This window comes from Methylomagnum ishizawai (genome assembly GCF_900155475.1).
In the GTDB taxonomy this organism is placed as follows: domain Bacteria; phylum Pseudomonadota; class Gammaproteobacteria; order Methylococcales; family Methylococcaceae; genus Methylomagnum; species Methylomagnum ishizawai_A.
This window is the reverse complement of sequence record NZ_FXAM01000001.1, coordinates 80428-95099: the sequence shown is the minus strand read 5'-3', so window position 1 is coordinate 95099 and position 14672 is coordinate 80428. Positions and strand designations below refer to the sequence as shown.

The 14672-nt window shown below is 57.6% G+C and carries 14 protein-coding genes; 13 read left to right on the top strand and 1 reads right to left on the bottom strand.

Translation table 11 applies throughout. The annotated features are described in order from the left end of the window. The first annotated feature begins 87 nt into the window (after positions 1–87). The 5 genes from B9N93_RS00460 to B9N93_RS00440 are packed head-to-tail and all read left to right on the top strand — an operon-like array spanning position 88 to position 5688. A complete protein-coding gene (locus B9N93_RS00460) occupies positions 88–1038 on the top strand; it encodes an EpsD family peptidyl-prolyl cis-trans isomerase (RefSeq protein ID WP_085209871.1) in 951 nt (316 codons plus the stop codon). Continuing rightward, positions 1035–1859: a polysaccharide export protein EpsE gene (gene epsE, locus B9N93_RS00455; RefSeq protein ID WP_125468778.1), complete on the top strand. Its 825-nt coding sequence runs from the start codon at positions 1035–1037 to the stop codon at positions 1857–1859. Before B9N93_RS00460 ends, epsE begins: the two co-directional genes overlap by 4 nt. Before the next feature lie 9 nt (positions 1860–1868). Beyond that, positions 1869–3296: a chain length determinant protein EpsF gene (gene epsF / locus B9N93_RS00450; protein WP_085209869.1), complete on the top strand. Its 1428-nt coding sequence runs from the start codon at positions 1869–1871 to the stop codon at positions 3294–3296. Beyond that, positions 3293–4216: a chain length determinant protein tyrosine kinase EpsG gene (gene epsG / locus B9N93_RS00445; RefSeq protein WP_085209867.1), complete on the top strand. Its 924-nt coding sequence runs from the start codon at positions 3293–3295 to the stop codon at positions 4214–4216. The genes epsF and epsG overlap by 4 nt, the downstream gene beginning before the upstream one ends. A gap of 59 nt (positions 4217–4275) precedes the next feature. After that, on the top strand, positions 4276–5688 hold the full coding sequence (locus B9N93_RS00440) for a cellulase family glycosylhydrolase (protein ID WP_125468777.1): 1413 nt from the start codon (positions 4276–4278) through the stop codon (positions 5686–5688). An 89-nt stretch (positions 5689–5777) separates the two neighbouring features. Here B9N93_RS00440 and B9N93_RS24350 read toward each other — a convergent pair whose 3' ends face one another. Beyond that, a complete protein-coding gene (locus tag B9N93_RS24350) occupies positions 5778–5996 on the bottom strand; it encodes a hypothetical protein (protein WP_125468776.1) in 219 nt (72 codons plus the stop codon). A 34-nt stretch (positions 5997–6030) separates the two neighbouring features. On the opposite strand from B9N93_RS24350, the gene B9N93_RS00435 reads away from it, so the two are divergent. From B9N93_RS00435 to B9N93_RS00405, 8 genes are all read left to right on the top strand, one after another. Beyond that, on the top strand, positions 6031–7155 hold the full coding sequence (locus tag B9N93_RS00435) for a hypothetical protein (protein WP_125468775.1): 1125 nt from the start codon (positions 6031–6033) through the stop codon (positions 7153–7155). A 179-nt stretch (positions 7156–7334) separates the two neighbouring features. Continuing rightward, the gene (locus B9N93_RS00430) at positions 7335–8450 is read left to right on the top strand and encodes a glycosyltransferase family 4 protein (protein WP_085209860.1); all 1116 of its coding nucleotides are present in this window, start codon (positions 7335–7337) and stop codon (positions 8448–8450) included. Next, a complete protein-coding gene (locus B9N93_RS00425; protein ID WP_217807242.1) occupies positions 8438–9691 on the top strand; it encodes a glycosyltransferase family 4 protein in 1254 nt (417 codons plus the stop codon). Before B9N93_RS00430 ends, B9N93_RS00425 begins: the two co-directional genes overlap by 13 nt. Positions 9692–9707: 16 nt before the next feature. Then, positions 9708–11144, top strand: a complete 1437-nt coding sequence (locus tag B9N93_RS00420; RefSeq protein WP_176225071.1) for a lipopolysaccharide biosynthesis protein — start codon at positions 9708–9710, stop codon at positions 11142–11144. Beyond that, positions 11071–11952: a glycosyltransferase family 2 protein gene (locus tag B9N93_RS00415; protein ID WP_085209854.1), complete on the top strand. Its 882-nt coding sequence runs from the start codon at positions 11071–11073 to the stop codon at positions 11950–11952. The genes B9N93_RS00420 and B9N93_RS00415 overlap by 74 nt, the downstream gene beginning before the upstream one ends. Positions 11953–11970: 18 nt before the next feature. Further along, complete coding sequence (locus B9N93_RS00410) at positions 11971–13134, top strand: acyltransferase family protein (protein WP_085209852.1); 1164 nt, start codon at positions 11971–11973, stop codon at positions 13132–13134. Positions 13135–13249: 115 nt separating this feature from the next. Then, positions 13250–13522, top strand: coding sequence for an acyltransferase family protein (locus tag B9N93_RS26780; protein WP_176225070.1), 273 nt, complete (start codon positions 13250–13252; stop codon positions 13520–13522). A 201-nt stretch (positions 13523–13723) separates the two neighbouring features. Beyond that, positions 13724–14617 (top strand): sulfotransferase, encoded by an 894-nt coding sequence (locus tag B9N93_RS00405; RefSeq protein WP_085209850.1) that lies wholly within the window; start codon positions 13724–13726, stop codon positions 14615–14617. Positions 14618–14672: the final 55 nt, after the last annotated feature.

The following is a 14672-nucleotide window of genomic DNA, read 5'->3' as shown; positions in this document are numbered from 1 at the left end:
TCCAGGGGTCCAAAGTTTGCCATGGAAGGCTTTTGATGTTTGGGTCAAAGCAGGCTTTGGATTCAGACTGGGATTTATGTCACTTGGATGGTAAGGATTCGACGGAGCGAGACCAAAGGAATGACTAAGGTATTGATCAGGATCATCCTGGTATTTATCAGTCTTGCGCTCGCGGGTTGCGGTGGCTCTGAGGCCAAGCATTCTTCCCAGGTTGTGGCACGGGTGAACCATGCGGAAATCACCGTCCATCAGTTGAATAGCTTCCTGGCACATACTAGGGTCAAAACCGGGGAAACTCCACGGGAGGCTAGCCGCGATGCCTTGGAGACCTTGATCGAACAGGAGTTATTAGTCCAACAAGCGATGCGGGAGGATTTAGAGCGCGATCCTAAAATTATGCTTGCTATCGAGGACGCCAAGCGCCGGATATTGGCCTTGGCTTATCTGGAGCGCAAGGTTTTGCCCAAAGTTCCGCCCACGCCCGAAGACACCGCGGCTTTCTATCGCGAGCATTCCGAACTTTTTTCCCAACGCAAGCTATACCGCTTGCAGGCGTTCTCCATACCCGCCGACCGATTCGACCCAGGACTCCAAAAACTATTGGATCTGATACAAACCCCGCAGGCAACCGCCAATATTTTGCAAGCGCAAATGATCGACTACCAAACCGAATGGCTGCAATGGAGCGCGGAACAGGCACCCTTGGAACTATTGCCACGATTGGTCGGTATGAAACCAGGCGATATTGCTTCCATACAGCGGGGTAAAACCGTATTGCTCCTGCAATTGGAAGCGGCTCTATTAGCGCCGGTGGACGAAGAGAAAGCCAAGCCCGCCATCGAGGCTTATTTGTCCAGCGTCCGCAATGTGGAAGTCAGCCGTATACATTTGAACCGTCTATGGCAGGTGGCGGAAATTCATTATCAAGGCGAGTTCGCCGGGTATGAGCCCGAGACAATGCAACGGTCCAACGCTGGGCAAAATGAATTGACCTCGTCCGATGGGCGGCATCTACAAAAGGGGATCGATGGCTTATGAACAAAGAGATATCTATCGTTTCCACGCTCGGCATGGGAACGATCTTGCGGTGGTGGGTGGTTTTCTGGCTATTGCTTGGGGGTTATGGAGTGGCCGGGGCCGAGGATTATTTATTGGGGCCGGGTGATTTCGTGAAAATCACGGTATTCGATTATCCAGACCTCGCGGTCGAAACCCGCGTCAGCGCGTCGGGCGGGATTACCTTCCCTTTGGTGGGAGAGGTATTGGTTGGCGGTAAAAGCCCCAGGCAGGCGGAAACCCTCCTGGCCCAGAAACTCACCGAACAGGGTTTTATCAAGCAACCCCATGTGAATCTGGTGGTGACCGAATTCGCCAGCCAGCAGGTTTCGGTGATGGGTTCGGTGAGCAAGCCCGGCCAGTATGCCTTGGAGCGGGCCAGTACCTTGTCGCAGGTCTTGGCGGCGGCGGGCGGGGTGTCCAGCGAGGGCGGCGAGGTGGCGGTCTTGGTGCGGACCGCCGGGGGCGGCAATCAGCATCGGGAAATCGATCTGCGTGCCTTGTTCGCGGGCGATGTCTCCAAGGATATTGGGATGACGGGCGGCGATCTGGTGTACGTGCCCAAGGCCCAGACCTTTTATATCTATGGCGAAGTGCAGCATCCGGGCGTGTTCCGTTTGGAGCGCGATATCAATATCGCCCAGGCCATTTCCATCGGCGGCGGGCTGACGGCGCGGGGCACCGACGACGGCGTCGAGGTGAAGCGCCGCGGTGGCCAGGGCGAATTATTGACGGAGACGGCCGAACTCGGGGATTTGGTGCGCCCCGACGATGTGATCTATGTGCGCGAAAGCTGGTTCTAGGAGCCGTCCATGACCTATACCCAAATGTTTTTGATCCTGGCGGCGCGGTGGCGGGCGGTGCTGGCGGTGTTTCTGGGCGTGGTGGGGTTGGTCGCCGGCCTCAGTTGGGCGCTGCCCAAGACCTATACCGCCCGGGCCTCGGTGTTGGTCGATTTCAAGGGCGTGGACCCCATCACCGGGATGATCCTGCCGGGGCAGTTGCTGACCGGCTATCTGGCGACCCAGGTCGATATCATCACCAGCCACGCCGTGGCGCTGCGGGTGGTCGATAGCCTCAAACTGACCGAGGTTCCCGAACTGGTCGAGAAATTCGACCAGGAAACCGAGGGCCGGGGCAGCGTGCGCGATTGGGTGGCGGACCGCTTGGTGAAGTACCTGGACGCGAGGCCGGGCCGCGATAGCAGCGTCATCGCCATCGAGTTTTCCAGCACCGACCCGGACTTCGCCGCCGGGGTCGCCAATGCCTTCGCCCGCGCCTATATCCAGACCAACCTGGATTTGCGGGTCGATCCGGCCCGCACCCAGGCCTCGTGGTTCGAGGACCAGATCAAGAATCTGCGCGGCCAGGTGGAAGCGGCCCGGCAACGGCTGTCGGAATACCAGCGCCGCACCGGCATCGTGGCTTCCGACGAAAAGCTCGACGTGGAAAACGCCCGGCTGGCCGAACTCTCCAGCCAATGGGTGATCGCCCAGACCCAGACCTACGATATCCAGACCCGCCAGCGCCAAGTCGCCGAGGCCGAGGCCAAGGGCCGCTTGGAAGAATTGCCCGATATCCAGGGCAACGCCTTGATCCAGAACCTCAAGCACGCCCTGGCCCAATCCGAGGCCAAACTGGCCGAGACCGCCGATCAACTCGGCCCCAAGCATCCGGTCCACCAAAGCGCCCGCGCCGAGCGCGACAGCCTCAAGCGCAAGATCGCCGCCGAAATCCAGAATGTGAAAGGTTCCCTAGCCCACGCGGCGGCCCAGGCCCAGCAGCGCGAAACCCAGATCGAACACGCCCTGGACCGCCAGAAAAACCGCGTCCTCGAACTGAAGGAAGGACGCGACCGCGCCATGGTGCTGACCCACGAAGTCGAGAACGCCGAACGTGCCTACGACAGCGCCCGCCAGCGCACCGAGCAAATCCGCCTGGAAAGCCAGCGCAGCCAGACCGAGATCGCCGTGCTGAATTCCGCCGTGCCGCCGTTGTGGCCATCCAAGCCGCGCCTGGCGCTGAACCTCGCCATCGGCGTGGTCATGGGCGTCCTGTTCGGCGTGGCCTGCGCCCTGTTGCGTGAGGTCTTCGACCGCCGGGTGCGGGCGGAAGACGATATCGGGCGGGGTTTGGGCGTGCCGGTCCTGGTCAGCATCGCCCCAGGGCGGACGCGGCGTCCCGCGTTGGGCTTCCTCCAAAAACCGGCTTTGCCCCCACGAGGAGGCCCATATCCATGAAGGAATTACACAAGGAATCGCACGCGGAACCCGTCCGCGTCGAGCGCTTGGAGCGCCGGGCCGGCTTCCCGCAAGCGCTGGCCAGCAAGCCCATCGGCAAACTGTTGGCCGAAACCGGCAAGATCGGTTTCCTGGATATCGACGCCATCGAGCGCCGCCAGCAGGAGCGGGGTTTGCGCTTCGGCGAGGCCGCCGTGAGCCTGGGTCTGGTCGAGAACGCCGATGTGGAAATCGCCCTGGCCCGGCAGTTTGATTATGCCTATTTCGTGCCCGGCCAGCCCGAGGCCCAGGCGTTCAGCCCCGAACTGACCCTGGCCCATGCGCCGTTCGGCGACCGCGCCGAGGTGTTCCGGCGTTTGCGCAGCCAATTGAATTTGCGGCTGTTCGGCTTGGAAGATGCCACTGCCTTGGCGGTGGCCGGCCTGGACCGGGGCGATGGTTGCAGCTATGTCGCCGCCAATCTCGCCGTGGCTTTCGCCCAATTGGGCGTGCGGACCTTGTTGATGGACGCCAATCTGCGCGAGCCGCGGCAGCACCGCATTTTCGGGCTGGCCCAGCGTCAAGGCTTGGCGGATGTTTTGGCCGGACGCCGCGGCACCGAAGTCATCGCCGAGATCGGGGCTTTCGGTGGCCTTTCCGTCCTGCCCGCCGGGACCGTGCCGCCCAATCCGCAGGAATTGCTGGACCGGCCCGCCTTCGCGGCCTTGTTGCGCGAGTGCGGGCGGATTTACGCGGTGGTGATCGTGGATACCCCCGCCGCCAACCGCTATGCCGATACCCAGATCATCGCGGCCAATACCAAGAATGTATTGCTGGTGGTCAGGAAAAACCAAACCCGGATGAAGGATTTGGAGGCGGTGAAAACCCATCTCATCGATGCCAGGGTGGAATGGGTCGCGGCGGTGTTCAACGATATCTGAAACCCGGAACCTACTGGCCGGGAGTGGAGTATGGGCGGATAATTTTTGGAGGCCATCCCATGTCCAAGCAGGGAAAGCGATTGTTATGGATAGTGCTAGGCTTCGTGTTATGGATGGGCTTGGAAAGCGCGATGGCGGCGGATTGGGGCGCGGTATTGCCTCCGCCCGGCGGCGATTTCCAGCCCGCTGCCACGCCTTTCCGCGAGACTTTATGCCTGGGCGTGAAGTTCAGCCAAGGCGAACCGCTTGCCAGCTTATCGAATCTCTCCGAGTTGGGCGTGCGCTGGGTACGGGATAATGTCGGCTGGTCCATTATGGAGCCCACCGCTGGACAGTTTTTAAGCCACTTCCCCAACGACTTCCAGCAACGCCTGGACTATTATAAGGCACATGGCATCGGCGTGGTTTTCATGCTCGCTTATGGCAATCAGAAAGCCTATCCCAATACCCCAGAAAATCCTACCCACTCGGTGAATGCATCGGGTTTCTCCCGTTATGCCGCCCAGGTGGCGGGCTTGATGAAAGCCTCCGGGGTACCTTTCGTCCTGGAAATATGGAACGAACCCCATAACGACGCGATACTGCAAAAATTCGGGGGTCATTGGCAGGGTAAAGCGCCTTCGCCTTGGGTGGATCAATATATCAAGATCACCCAGGAATCGGTGCGCGCGGTCAAGGCTATCGACCCTGCCATCAAGCTGTTGACCGATGACGATATGTGGATCGTGCATTATTGGTTTCTCGAAGCCGGTCTGCCCAAGGAAATCGCCGGTTTTGCGGTCCATCCTTATAATGCGCCCGCTAATCCAGAATATACCGCCGTCGCCTATGATACCGATTGGACCCGGCCTTTCAACGTGGTTGATCAGGACCGCTCGTTCCGGTCGGCGGTGCGCCGTTTACGCGATCAAGGCAAGGCCAAACTGGGTTATACCCCGGAAATATGGATTACCGAATGGGGCTGGCCATTAGAAGGGGCGAAAGGCAGTATTCCAGAATCCACCTTGGTGGCTTATCTGCCCAGGACTTATATTCTAGCGGCGGCGGCGGGTATCAAGGCGACCTGCTGGTTTTCTTCCTATGATGCGGTCGATGGTCTCATGGGGTTGACCCGCAATAATGGGCAGCACCGGCAAACCTATTTCGCTTATCAAACCATGGCCCGGCAATTGGGCGATATGATTTTGCTGAGCCAACTCGCCGGTGCCGACCATCCCGCCAGCGGGATACAGGGATTCGTATTCACCGGGGCGCGGGGTCGGAAACTGGTGGTTTGGAGCGTGGAAGGCGCGGCGCCTTATCTCAGTGTTCCCGCGAATGAGAAGACCATCGAGGCGGTCGATGTCTTGGGTAAACCCGTGGCTCTCGATACCAGCGTGCAGGGCAGGCGTAGGATTAAGCTGGGGGCCGCCCCGGTTTATATTTCCGGCACCTGGTTGGATGCGCCTTTGGATATTGGCGTGAATTATTAAGCTGATAGGGTGTGGCGACTCATGGAAATCACGGTTTTCGCAATCCCCGTGATTCTCGCGGGACTGCTCGCATCGGGCGAGGGAATTCTCTATGCGCTGATGATTTGCCTTTTATTCGGCGGAACCGCGACCCTGTCGTTTTCCATGCTCGGAGATGCGCCCATCCTGCCCGCTGTTTTACTCATGCCGTTTTTGATATGGAAAGCGATAGCCAACCGTGGAATATCCTTATCGCCCAGGCTGATAACGTATCCAGAACCTGGGTTTTGGTTATTATTGCTGGTGTTATGGGAAGTGCTGAGCGCCATAGGGTTGCCCCGCTTGTTCTCTGGTGAAACTTATGTGTTTAGCACCAATCGCGGTGTGATCGGCGGCGTGGCCTTGATGCCACTCAAACCGCTTTCGACCAACCTCACCCAATCCATCTATGCCTTGCTCGGTTTGGCGTGTTTCCTCTCGGTGCGTAGCTTGCTGGATTCCGAGCGGCGCATGGCGGGGATGCGCGATGCGGTGTTATTGCTCGCGATGCTGAATATCTGGGCCGGGGTATTGCAGTTGGCGGAGAATAACCTGGGTTTTCCCAGTGTATTGAACCTATTCCGCAATGCGAGCTATGCCACGTTCACTGGCGGCGAGGTCGGAGGTTTATTGCGTATTTATGGTACGTTCCCGGAAACCTCGGCATTTTCATCGTTTACCCTGGCTTTGTTCGCGTTCACGGCCAGCCTGTGCCGGGATGGGGTGCGCGGGGTTTATAGCGGTATCGTGGCTTTGGCGTCCTTGGGCTTGTTATTGATGACGACTTCTTCGACCGCTTATGCGGGCTTACTGATTTATGGAACCCTCGCCACGGCGGTGGCCTTGGCCCAGGCCTATTGGCATAGGCAGGCTTTGTATTTGGGACCGACCACGCTGATGGTGGGGGTGGTGGTTTTGGCTGGGTGTTTCCTGGCGTTGAGCCAGCCGCGAATCTTCAGCCGTATCTTTGAATTCTTCGATTTGACCCTGGTGAATAAACTGGATAGTGCCTCGGGCCGGGAAAGAAGTTTATGGAACCAGCAAGCTTGGGTTAATTTTATCGATACCTATGGGCTAGGGATAGGCTTTGGCAGTGCGCGGGCCTCTAGTTTTCCCATGGCGTTGTTATCGAATATCGGAGTGATTGGCGTCGGGTTGTTTACGCTGTTTTGCTCGCGGTTATTCGCCGTGCCGGTCTTCGTGGAGTCCGCCACGGTCGCGGCGGTGGCCAGGGCGGCGCGGCATGGTCTGATGGCGGTGCTGGTGGCGGGGGCGATTTCCGGGACCATGGCCGATCCTGGGATGGTTTTCTATACCCTATCCGCCGTGGCGGCGGCGGGTGGGGTCTGCCGAAAACCGCAATGGGAATCCGCCCGGGACGGGGCTGGTTTCAAGCCACGCCAATATCCCGATAGCCATTCCTGGCGTGGGCATCCAGGCAAGGTTTGAACCATACGCAGTTTCTCATATAGCCGACCCCAGCAGGAGCGCTGGATAATACCTACACTATTAGTCGGATAATAGCGTCAGGGCCGTTTTGGCTTATTCGTCTGACACGACAGGGATGTGATCGATATGCGGGATCAGGGATATTATCCGGTCCGGGCGCTGGCCCTTGGGGTTTGATTATGAGTCAGCACGGGATCGCTTATCTATCGCCCCGGCAAACGGTGTTTATCAATGGCCGTTTCCTGGGGCAGCGGGTGACGGGAATACAACGGTATGCCCGCGAAGTATTGGCGGAGTTGGATTCCCTATTGGCCCATGGCGAAGGCGATGGCCTGAGTTGTCGGCTGCTCGCGCCCAAAGGGGTCGATTTACCCGAGTTGCGGGCGATTCCCGCCGAACAATTCGGGTATTTCCGGGGCCATTTGTGGGAGCAATTCGATTTGCCTTGGCGGGTCGGGCGCGGTTTTTTGTTCAGCTTCGGCGCGACCGGGCCGGTGTTGAAGCGGCGGCAGTCCATCACCGTCCACGATACTTCGGTGCGGCGGATTCCCGAATCCTTCGGCTGGCGTTTCCGGCTCTGGCACGAGGTTTTGCTGCGCTCCATCACCCGGCGCTCGCCGCTCACCATCACCGTGTCCCGCTTCAGCGCGGAGGAAATCGCCCAGTGCTTCGGCGTGGCGGAGGACCGGCTCAGGATCGCCACCGAGGGCTGGCAGCATTTGAGCCGCATCGAGGCGGACGACGCCGTCCTCGACCATTACGGGCTGGGGACCGATCCCTACGCGCTGGCGGTCAGCAGCCCGACGCCCAACAAGAATTTCGCCACCATCGCCGAGGCCATCCGGCTCCTGGGCGACGCCGCCCCGCCTTGCGTCGCCGCCGGGATGGCCGACCCTGGCGTGTTCCGTAGCGCCGCGGCCCATCCCGAGGCGATCAAACGGGTGGGTTATGTCTCCGACGCGGCCTTGAAGGCGCTGTACCGTAAGGCGGGCTGTTTCATCTTCCCTTCGTTCTACGAGGGTTTCGGGATTCCGCCGCTGGAAGCCATGGCCTGCGGCTGTCCGGTGCTGGCCTCGACCGCCCCGGCGGTGCGCGAGGTCTGCGGCGAGGCCGCGTTGTATTTCGATCCCAAGCGTCCCGATCAACTGGCCGGGCAAATCCGGGCGGTGTTCGCCGACGCCGGGCTGCGCCAGCGCTTGTCCATGGCCGGTTTGGCGCGGGCCAAGCGCTATTCCTGGAAGGAAAGCGCCCGGCTGAATCTGGCATTCATGCAGGAGGCTTTGTGCAAAACTTGAGCGGCAGCCCACGGCGCTTGCAATTGCAAGCCCCATCCCCCGACAGCCCGTCGCTACCACATGCCGCCACCGGGCCGTTGCGGGTCGCCGTGGTCCATGAATGGCTGGTGAGCCGGGCGGGTTCGGAAAAAGTGCTGGAGCAAATCCTCAAGGTCTATCCGCAGGCCGATTTGTTCGCCCTGGTGGATTTCCTGGACGAGGGCGAGCGGGCGTTCCTGGAGGGGCGCCAGGCCCGGACCAGCTTCATCCAGCGCCTGCCCAGGGCGCGGACCTGTTACCGTCATTATCTGCCCTTGATGCCGCTGGCGGTCGAGCAATTCGATGTGTCGGATTACGACCTGGTGATTTCCTCCAGCCACGCGGTGGCCAAGGGGGTGATTACCGGGCCGGACCAAATCCATATCAGCTATGTGCATACACCGATCCGTTACGCCTGGGATTTGCAGCACCAATACCTGCGCGAATCCCGGTTGGAAACCGGCTGGAAATCCTGGGCCGCGCGGGCTTGCCTGCATTATCTGCGGCTCTGGGATACCCGTACCGCCCATGGGGTGGATGGTTTTATCGCCAATTCGGCCTATGTCGCCCGACGGATACGGAAAGTCTATGGCCGCACGGCCAGCGTGGTGTATCCGCCGGTGGATACCGGGACTTTCCAGCTACGCCGGGATAAGGAGAATTTCTATCTCGCCGCCGGGCGCTACGTGGCCTACAAACGCATGCCCTTGATCGCCGAAGCCTTCGCCGCCATGCCCGATAAGCGCCTGGTCATGATCGGCGAGGGCGCGGAATTGGACCGGGTGCGGTTCCTGGCGCGGCGGGCCGCCAATATCGAGGTGCTGGGTTATCAGCCCGGCGCGGTGCTGGCCGACACCATGGCGCGGGCCAAGGCGCTGGTGTTCGCGGCGGAAGAGGATTTCGGCATCACCCCGGTCGAGGCCCAGGCTTGCGGCACGCCGGTGATCGCCTACGGCGCGGGCGGCGTGCTGGAAAGCGTGGTGGCCGATCCCGACCCCGAGCGGGGCACCGGCTGGTTTTTCCCGCGGCAGACGGCGGCGTCCCTATGCCAAGCCGTGCGCGAGTTCGAGTCCATGGGCGGCTTCAGGCCGGAAGTCTGCCGCGCCAATGCCGAGCGCTTTTCCCAGGAGAACTTCAGGCAAGCCTTGGCCGATGCCGTGGGGCAGGTCTTGGCGCGGCAGTCCGACCATCCCCTGCTGGCGCGGTTGGGATTATGCCCCTGAGTTTCCAGGCGCCGTCATGAAGCGCGGCCAGCGGTCTTCCGCCAGGAATCGGCGCGGGAAGAAGCGCCGCCGCGCCGCCCGGTTGGAGCCGGCCAGCCCACCGCTCGCGGCGCGGCAGGAAAAACCCCTATCGACCCGGCATTCCTTGGGGTTTGTCTATATCGCCCATGTGTTCCGCTATATCTATGGGCTGATTCTGATTCCCTATTATGGCCGGGTTTTGGGGCCGGAGGAATATGGCAAGGTTTTGGCGGCTTCGGCCTTATTCCAGGTGATATGGCTGTGTGTCGAATATGGTTGCTCGGTCGCGGGGGTGCGCGATCTGGCCGGAACCACCGACCGTTCCGGTATCGCGGCCCAGGTCGGACGGCAAACCATGGCCCGCGTCATCATGATTCCCCTGGCTATCGCCATCGGCGTGGGCGGGGCTTGGCTGTCCCCGGTATTGCGGACCGAGCCGGAATTGATGGCCTACGCCATCGCCATCGGCATCAATTCTGGATTCAATCTGGGATGGTATTTCCAGGGCACTTTGCAATTCCGCACCCAAGCCTTGTTGGAAGTGTTCGGATTCGCGCTCAGCCTGGGGTTTATCTTGCTGATGGTGCGGGACCGGGAAGAGGGCGCGCGGGTTTTGGAGGCGCTGTTATTATCCGGCTTAATAATCAATGGTGTCGCCTATGCCTTGGTCACCCGCCAAATCAATTTGAAGTATCTCAGCTTAGCAGGTGCCTGCCGACTGATATGGGATTCCACGGCTTTATTCGCTTCCCGTGGTTTAAGAGTCATGATGGCGAATGCTTCCACTTATCTCTTGAGTTTATTCGCGTCCGCTGCCCAGGTTGGTTATTACGGGCCCGCCGAGCGCTTTTCCAGTGTTGGCTTGAGTTTCATGCAGCCGGTAGGCCAGGTATTGATAGGTACGGTGACACGGCATCTCAGCTCCAGCGAAAATGAATGGGAGGCTTATCGCTTGATGCGCAATGGAATACTGTTCATGCTTGGATTCGGAGGTTTGGCCTTGCTCGCTGCCGTCGGGTTATCGGCTTGGATTATACCGTTGATCCTGGGGCCGGGTTTCGAGCAAACTATCCTGATTATGCAGATATTCGGGTTTATGTTCCCCTTCGCCGCGTTCAACCAAGCGGTTTCCAGCTACGTCCTGATACCTTTGCGTAAAGATGCCTACATCATCAAGGCCACCGCGGTATGCGCGGTATCGAGCATCGCCACGGTATTGGCGAGCGCCTTATTCGGCGAAGTGGGCGGCTCCACGATGGCGGGGGCGCGGGTGGTCGCCGAGGTAGTGACTACCTGTTTCCTGGCGATGGTTTTGATGAAGTTGGACTTGGGTCGGAAGATATTCATGGAGAACCCGGATGAAATTAGTCGTGGGCATAGCGACTGCGGGTCGCCGCGAGCAACTGACACAAACCCTATTTCAACTCGCTAAGCAAACCCGGCTACCGGATGCCCTGGTGATTTGTCCAGCGGAGGTCTCGGATTACGATCCAGCCGTGGCCGGCATCCTGCCGTTCCCGGTGCTAAGCGTGGCCGCGCCACGGGGTTCGTCGTCCCAGCGCAATGCGATTATTGCCGCCTGCGCTGATGCCGATATTATGGTGTTTTTCGACGATGACTATTATCCCAACCCCGATTACCTTGCCGAGGCTGAAAAGCTATTGCAGTTACAGAATATTGTGGTGGCACGGGGATATTTATTGGCGGACGGCATCGGTGGGCCAGGTATCGAGCAGGAACAGGCTTTGCGTCTGATCGCGGATAGGAAGCCATTGCCACCCTGGGATTCCGCAATTAAGACAACTTATGGAGGTTATGGCTGCAATATGGTTATCAAGATGGCCACGGTGCGGCAGCATGGGATAAGGTTCGACGAGAATTTGCCTTTATACGGTTGGCAGGAAGATATAGATTTCAGCCGCGCTTTGGCCGCTTATGGGCGTGTCGTGATTTGTCTGCGGATGACCGGGGTTCATCTTGGCACCAAGCGGGGCCGCACTTCCGGCCTGAGATTCGGGTATTCCCAGATCGCCAACCCGGTTTACCTATGCAAAAAAGGCACGATGTCACCGGGATACGCGGGTTGGATGGTGCTAAAAAACCTATTGGCGAATATCCTTAAATCCTTGTGGCCGGAACCTTGGGTGGATCGGCGTGGTAGGTTGAAAGGGAATATCAGGGCTTTGGGCGATTTGGCACGGGGTCGGATGGACCCACGCCGAATCTTATGCATGGAATAGCGGGCGGAGAAATAGCGTATGGAAACCAGCGGAAAGGCATGGCTAGCGCGGACCAGGGTACTCGAAATCGATGGTTTGCGGGCTATCGCCATGACCATGGTGATCGCCCAGCATTGCGGATTATTACCGTTTGGCTGGATGGGGGTTTGGCTGTTTTATGCGATTTCTGGTTATGTCATCACCCGTGGCTTCGTCGCCGAAGAAAAAATCGAACAGGATATCCGTAGGCGCTATGCCCATTTTATGCTGCGGCGTTTCTTTCGGATCGTGCCGATATATTTTATTTATATCATCATTAATATAGTCTTATTATCGGCTTTAAGCCAGTCCGAGCCGCTCCAAGATTTGCCTTATCTCGCCAGCTTCACCTTCAATTGGCAGATGATATTCGGTTACGTGCCGGGCAGTGGAGCAGGTACTTGGAGCGCTTTCGGACATCTTTGGACGCTGAGCGTCGAAGAACAATTTTATTTGCTATTTCCCATTATTGCCCTGGTCGTGCCGGTTCATTCTCGTTTGCCAATTACGGTTTTTTTTATTATATCTGGTCCTATTATTCGTTATTTTTATTCCTCGGTAATAACCCCTATTAATCCTGATTCAGGTTGGGCCGCGTTCGCCGTGTACGCTTCATCCATTTGTCACTTCGATGCTTTTTTGCTGGGTTCGCTGATCGCCAGGGTAGAGCCGAAGTTGCACGGCAATCATCGTTTGTCTGATGCGGCTTGGGTGGTCGCTATGATATGCGGTTTGGTTTACGTGGCCGCTTATCTCAATATTAATCGTGAGGCAGGGGCTACAGGTATTAGCGCCTTCCGTAACATCATTTCCGGGATTATCTTCGGCCAACATCGCGAAGTCTTGCTGTATTTGATCGTCAACTTATTCATGGGGGCGGTGCTGATTCATGCGGTTTTGCGGCGTCCCTTATCTGGTTTATTATCGTCGCGTTTACTGGTTTGGGTGGGGAGTATTTCCTATGGTGGTTATTTGTTCCATGCTTTGTTGCTATGGATGATGAAGTATTTTTTAGGTTCGCCAGTCCGGGAATTGCCGATTCCCGAGCGTGTGCTGTATTTCTCGATGGTCTGGTTGATTACCATAAGTGTGGCTTATATCTCGTTCCGCTGGTTTGAGGCCCCGGTGGCGCGGTGGGGGCGGGCGCGATTATCCAGTGTTTAATATGGCCGGTTTTTTGTTGAGGCGGCTATGAAGGGTGCAAAAAATCATATCTATGGCTTGGACCTCATCCGCTTCCTCGCGGCATTGATGGTTTCGGTATATCATTTGGGTTTCCGTGCTTTGGGCTTCACCCAATTATGCCCTCAATAGCCAGCTCAATATCGCTCCAGATTTGCCCTCGTGGTGGGAATATTCATGGTTTGGTTGGGTGGGCGTGCAAGTGTTTTTTGTGCTATCTGGATTCGTAATCGCCTATACCGCAGAAGGAGCTACATCTTTCGAGTTTATTAGAAGCCGTATTGCGAGACTGGTTTTGGGTCTATGGATAGCGGCGACTATCAGCGCCTTGGTTTTGATGGCTTGGGCGGGTTATATGCTAAAAATTTGATATTTTATCCTATCGGGCCTTGGGTTTATGGTGCTTATTGGACCTTGGGGATAGAGAAGCATTATCGAGTCATAGCTATCCGGCTCCAGAACGGCTTAAATAAATCTTAATTAATGGCTGGGTTTTCTTTAAGGAATGGCAAGCTTAGGATAAGCGGATTTCTGTTGTAAATAACCATCGATAAGGACAGTCAGAAAAATCATGGACGTGCGGATCATATATATCATGGGAGCTGGTCGGAGTGGTTCGACGGTGTTGGAGCGGACTCTAGATTCCAGCCCGAAGGCTTTCGCCTTGGGTGAATTCCATTGCCTATGGCGTTTGCCTTGGGCTCAGATTCTATGTTCCTGCGGAGCTAGGTTGCAGGAATGTGGATTTTGGAGTCGGACGCTGGAAGCAGCGGGCTTCGCGGGCCGTGATTTGGAGAGATTGCGATTTTTTGAAAACCAAATTATCCGTAATAGATATTTATTATATAAGAGATTTTCATTGCGGACATTGGCGCAAGACCCGCAATGTAGGGCGTTTCTCGAAATCCAATCCCGGCTATTCGATGCCATCCTACACTGCTCGGGTGCCGATATACTCATCGATAGCTCAAAAGCTGGGCCTAGGGCTTGGATTCTTGCCCTGGACCCGCAGGTCGGTTTCCTACATATACGCCGCGATGCTGCCGATACCTTGTTTTCCAGTCAAAGGCCGAAATGGGATAAGGCGACCACGGCTTTGATGCGGAAGCGGTCGTTGCTGGGCGCGGCTTGGGATTGGTTCAAAGTGGAGCATTCGTCCCGGTTGTTGGCGAAACACCGGCTTATTAAGCGCTTGGATTATGAAAAGTTCACCGCCGCGCCCAAGCCTGCTTTGAATACGGTGTTGGGTGCGGAATATCGCGATCTCGTCGATTCGATTGCTTGGGTGAATGAAACCACGGTGCGACCTTCGGCTGAATATCATTCGCTACAGGGCAATCCCGACCGCTACGATAAGGGTTTGATAAGAATTTCGTTCCGGGAGCCGATTTTGGACGGATTTTCCTGGACCCAGCGCTATGCCATCAAAACTACGGGGATGTTGCTGGATTCTATTTATCCCTAATAGGGCGCGGAGCGTCCGGGGCGACGTTCCCACGTAGAACGTGGGAACGATGAGG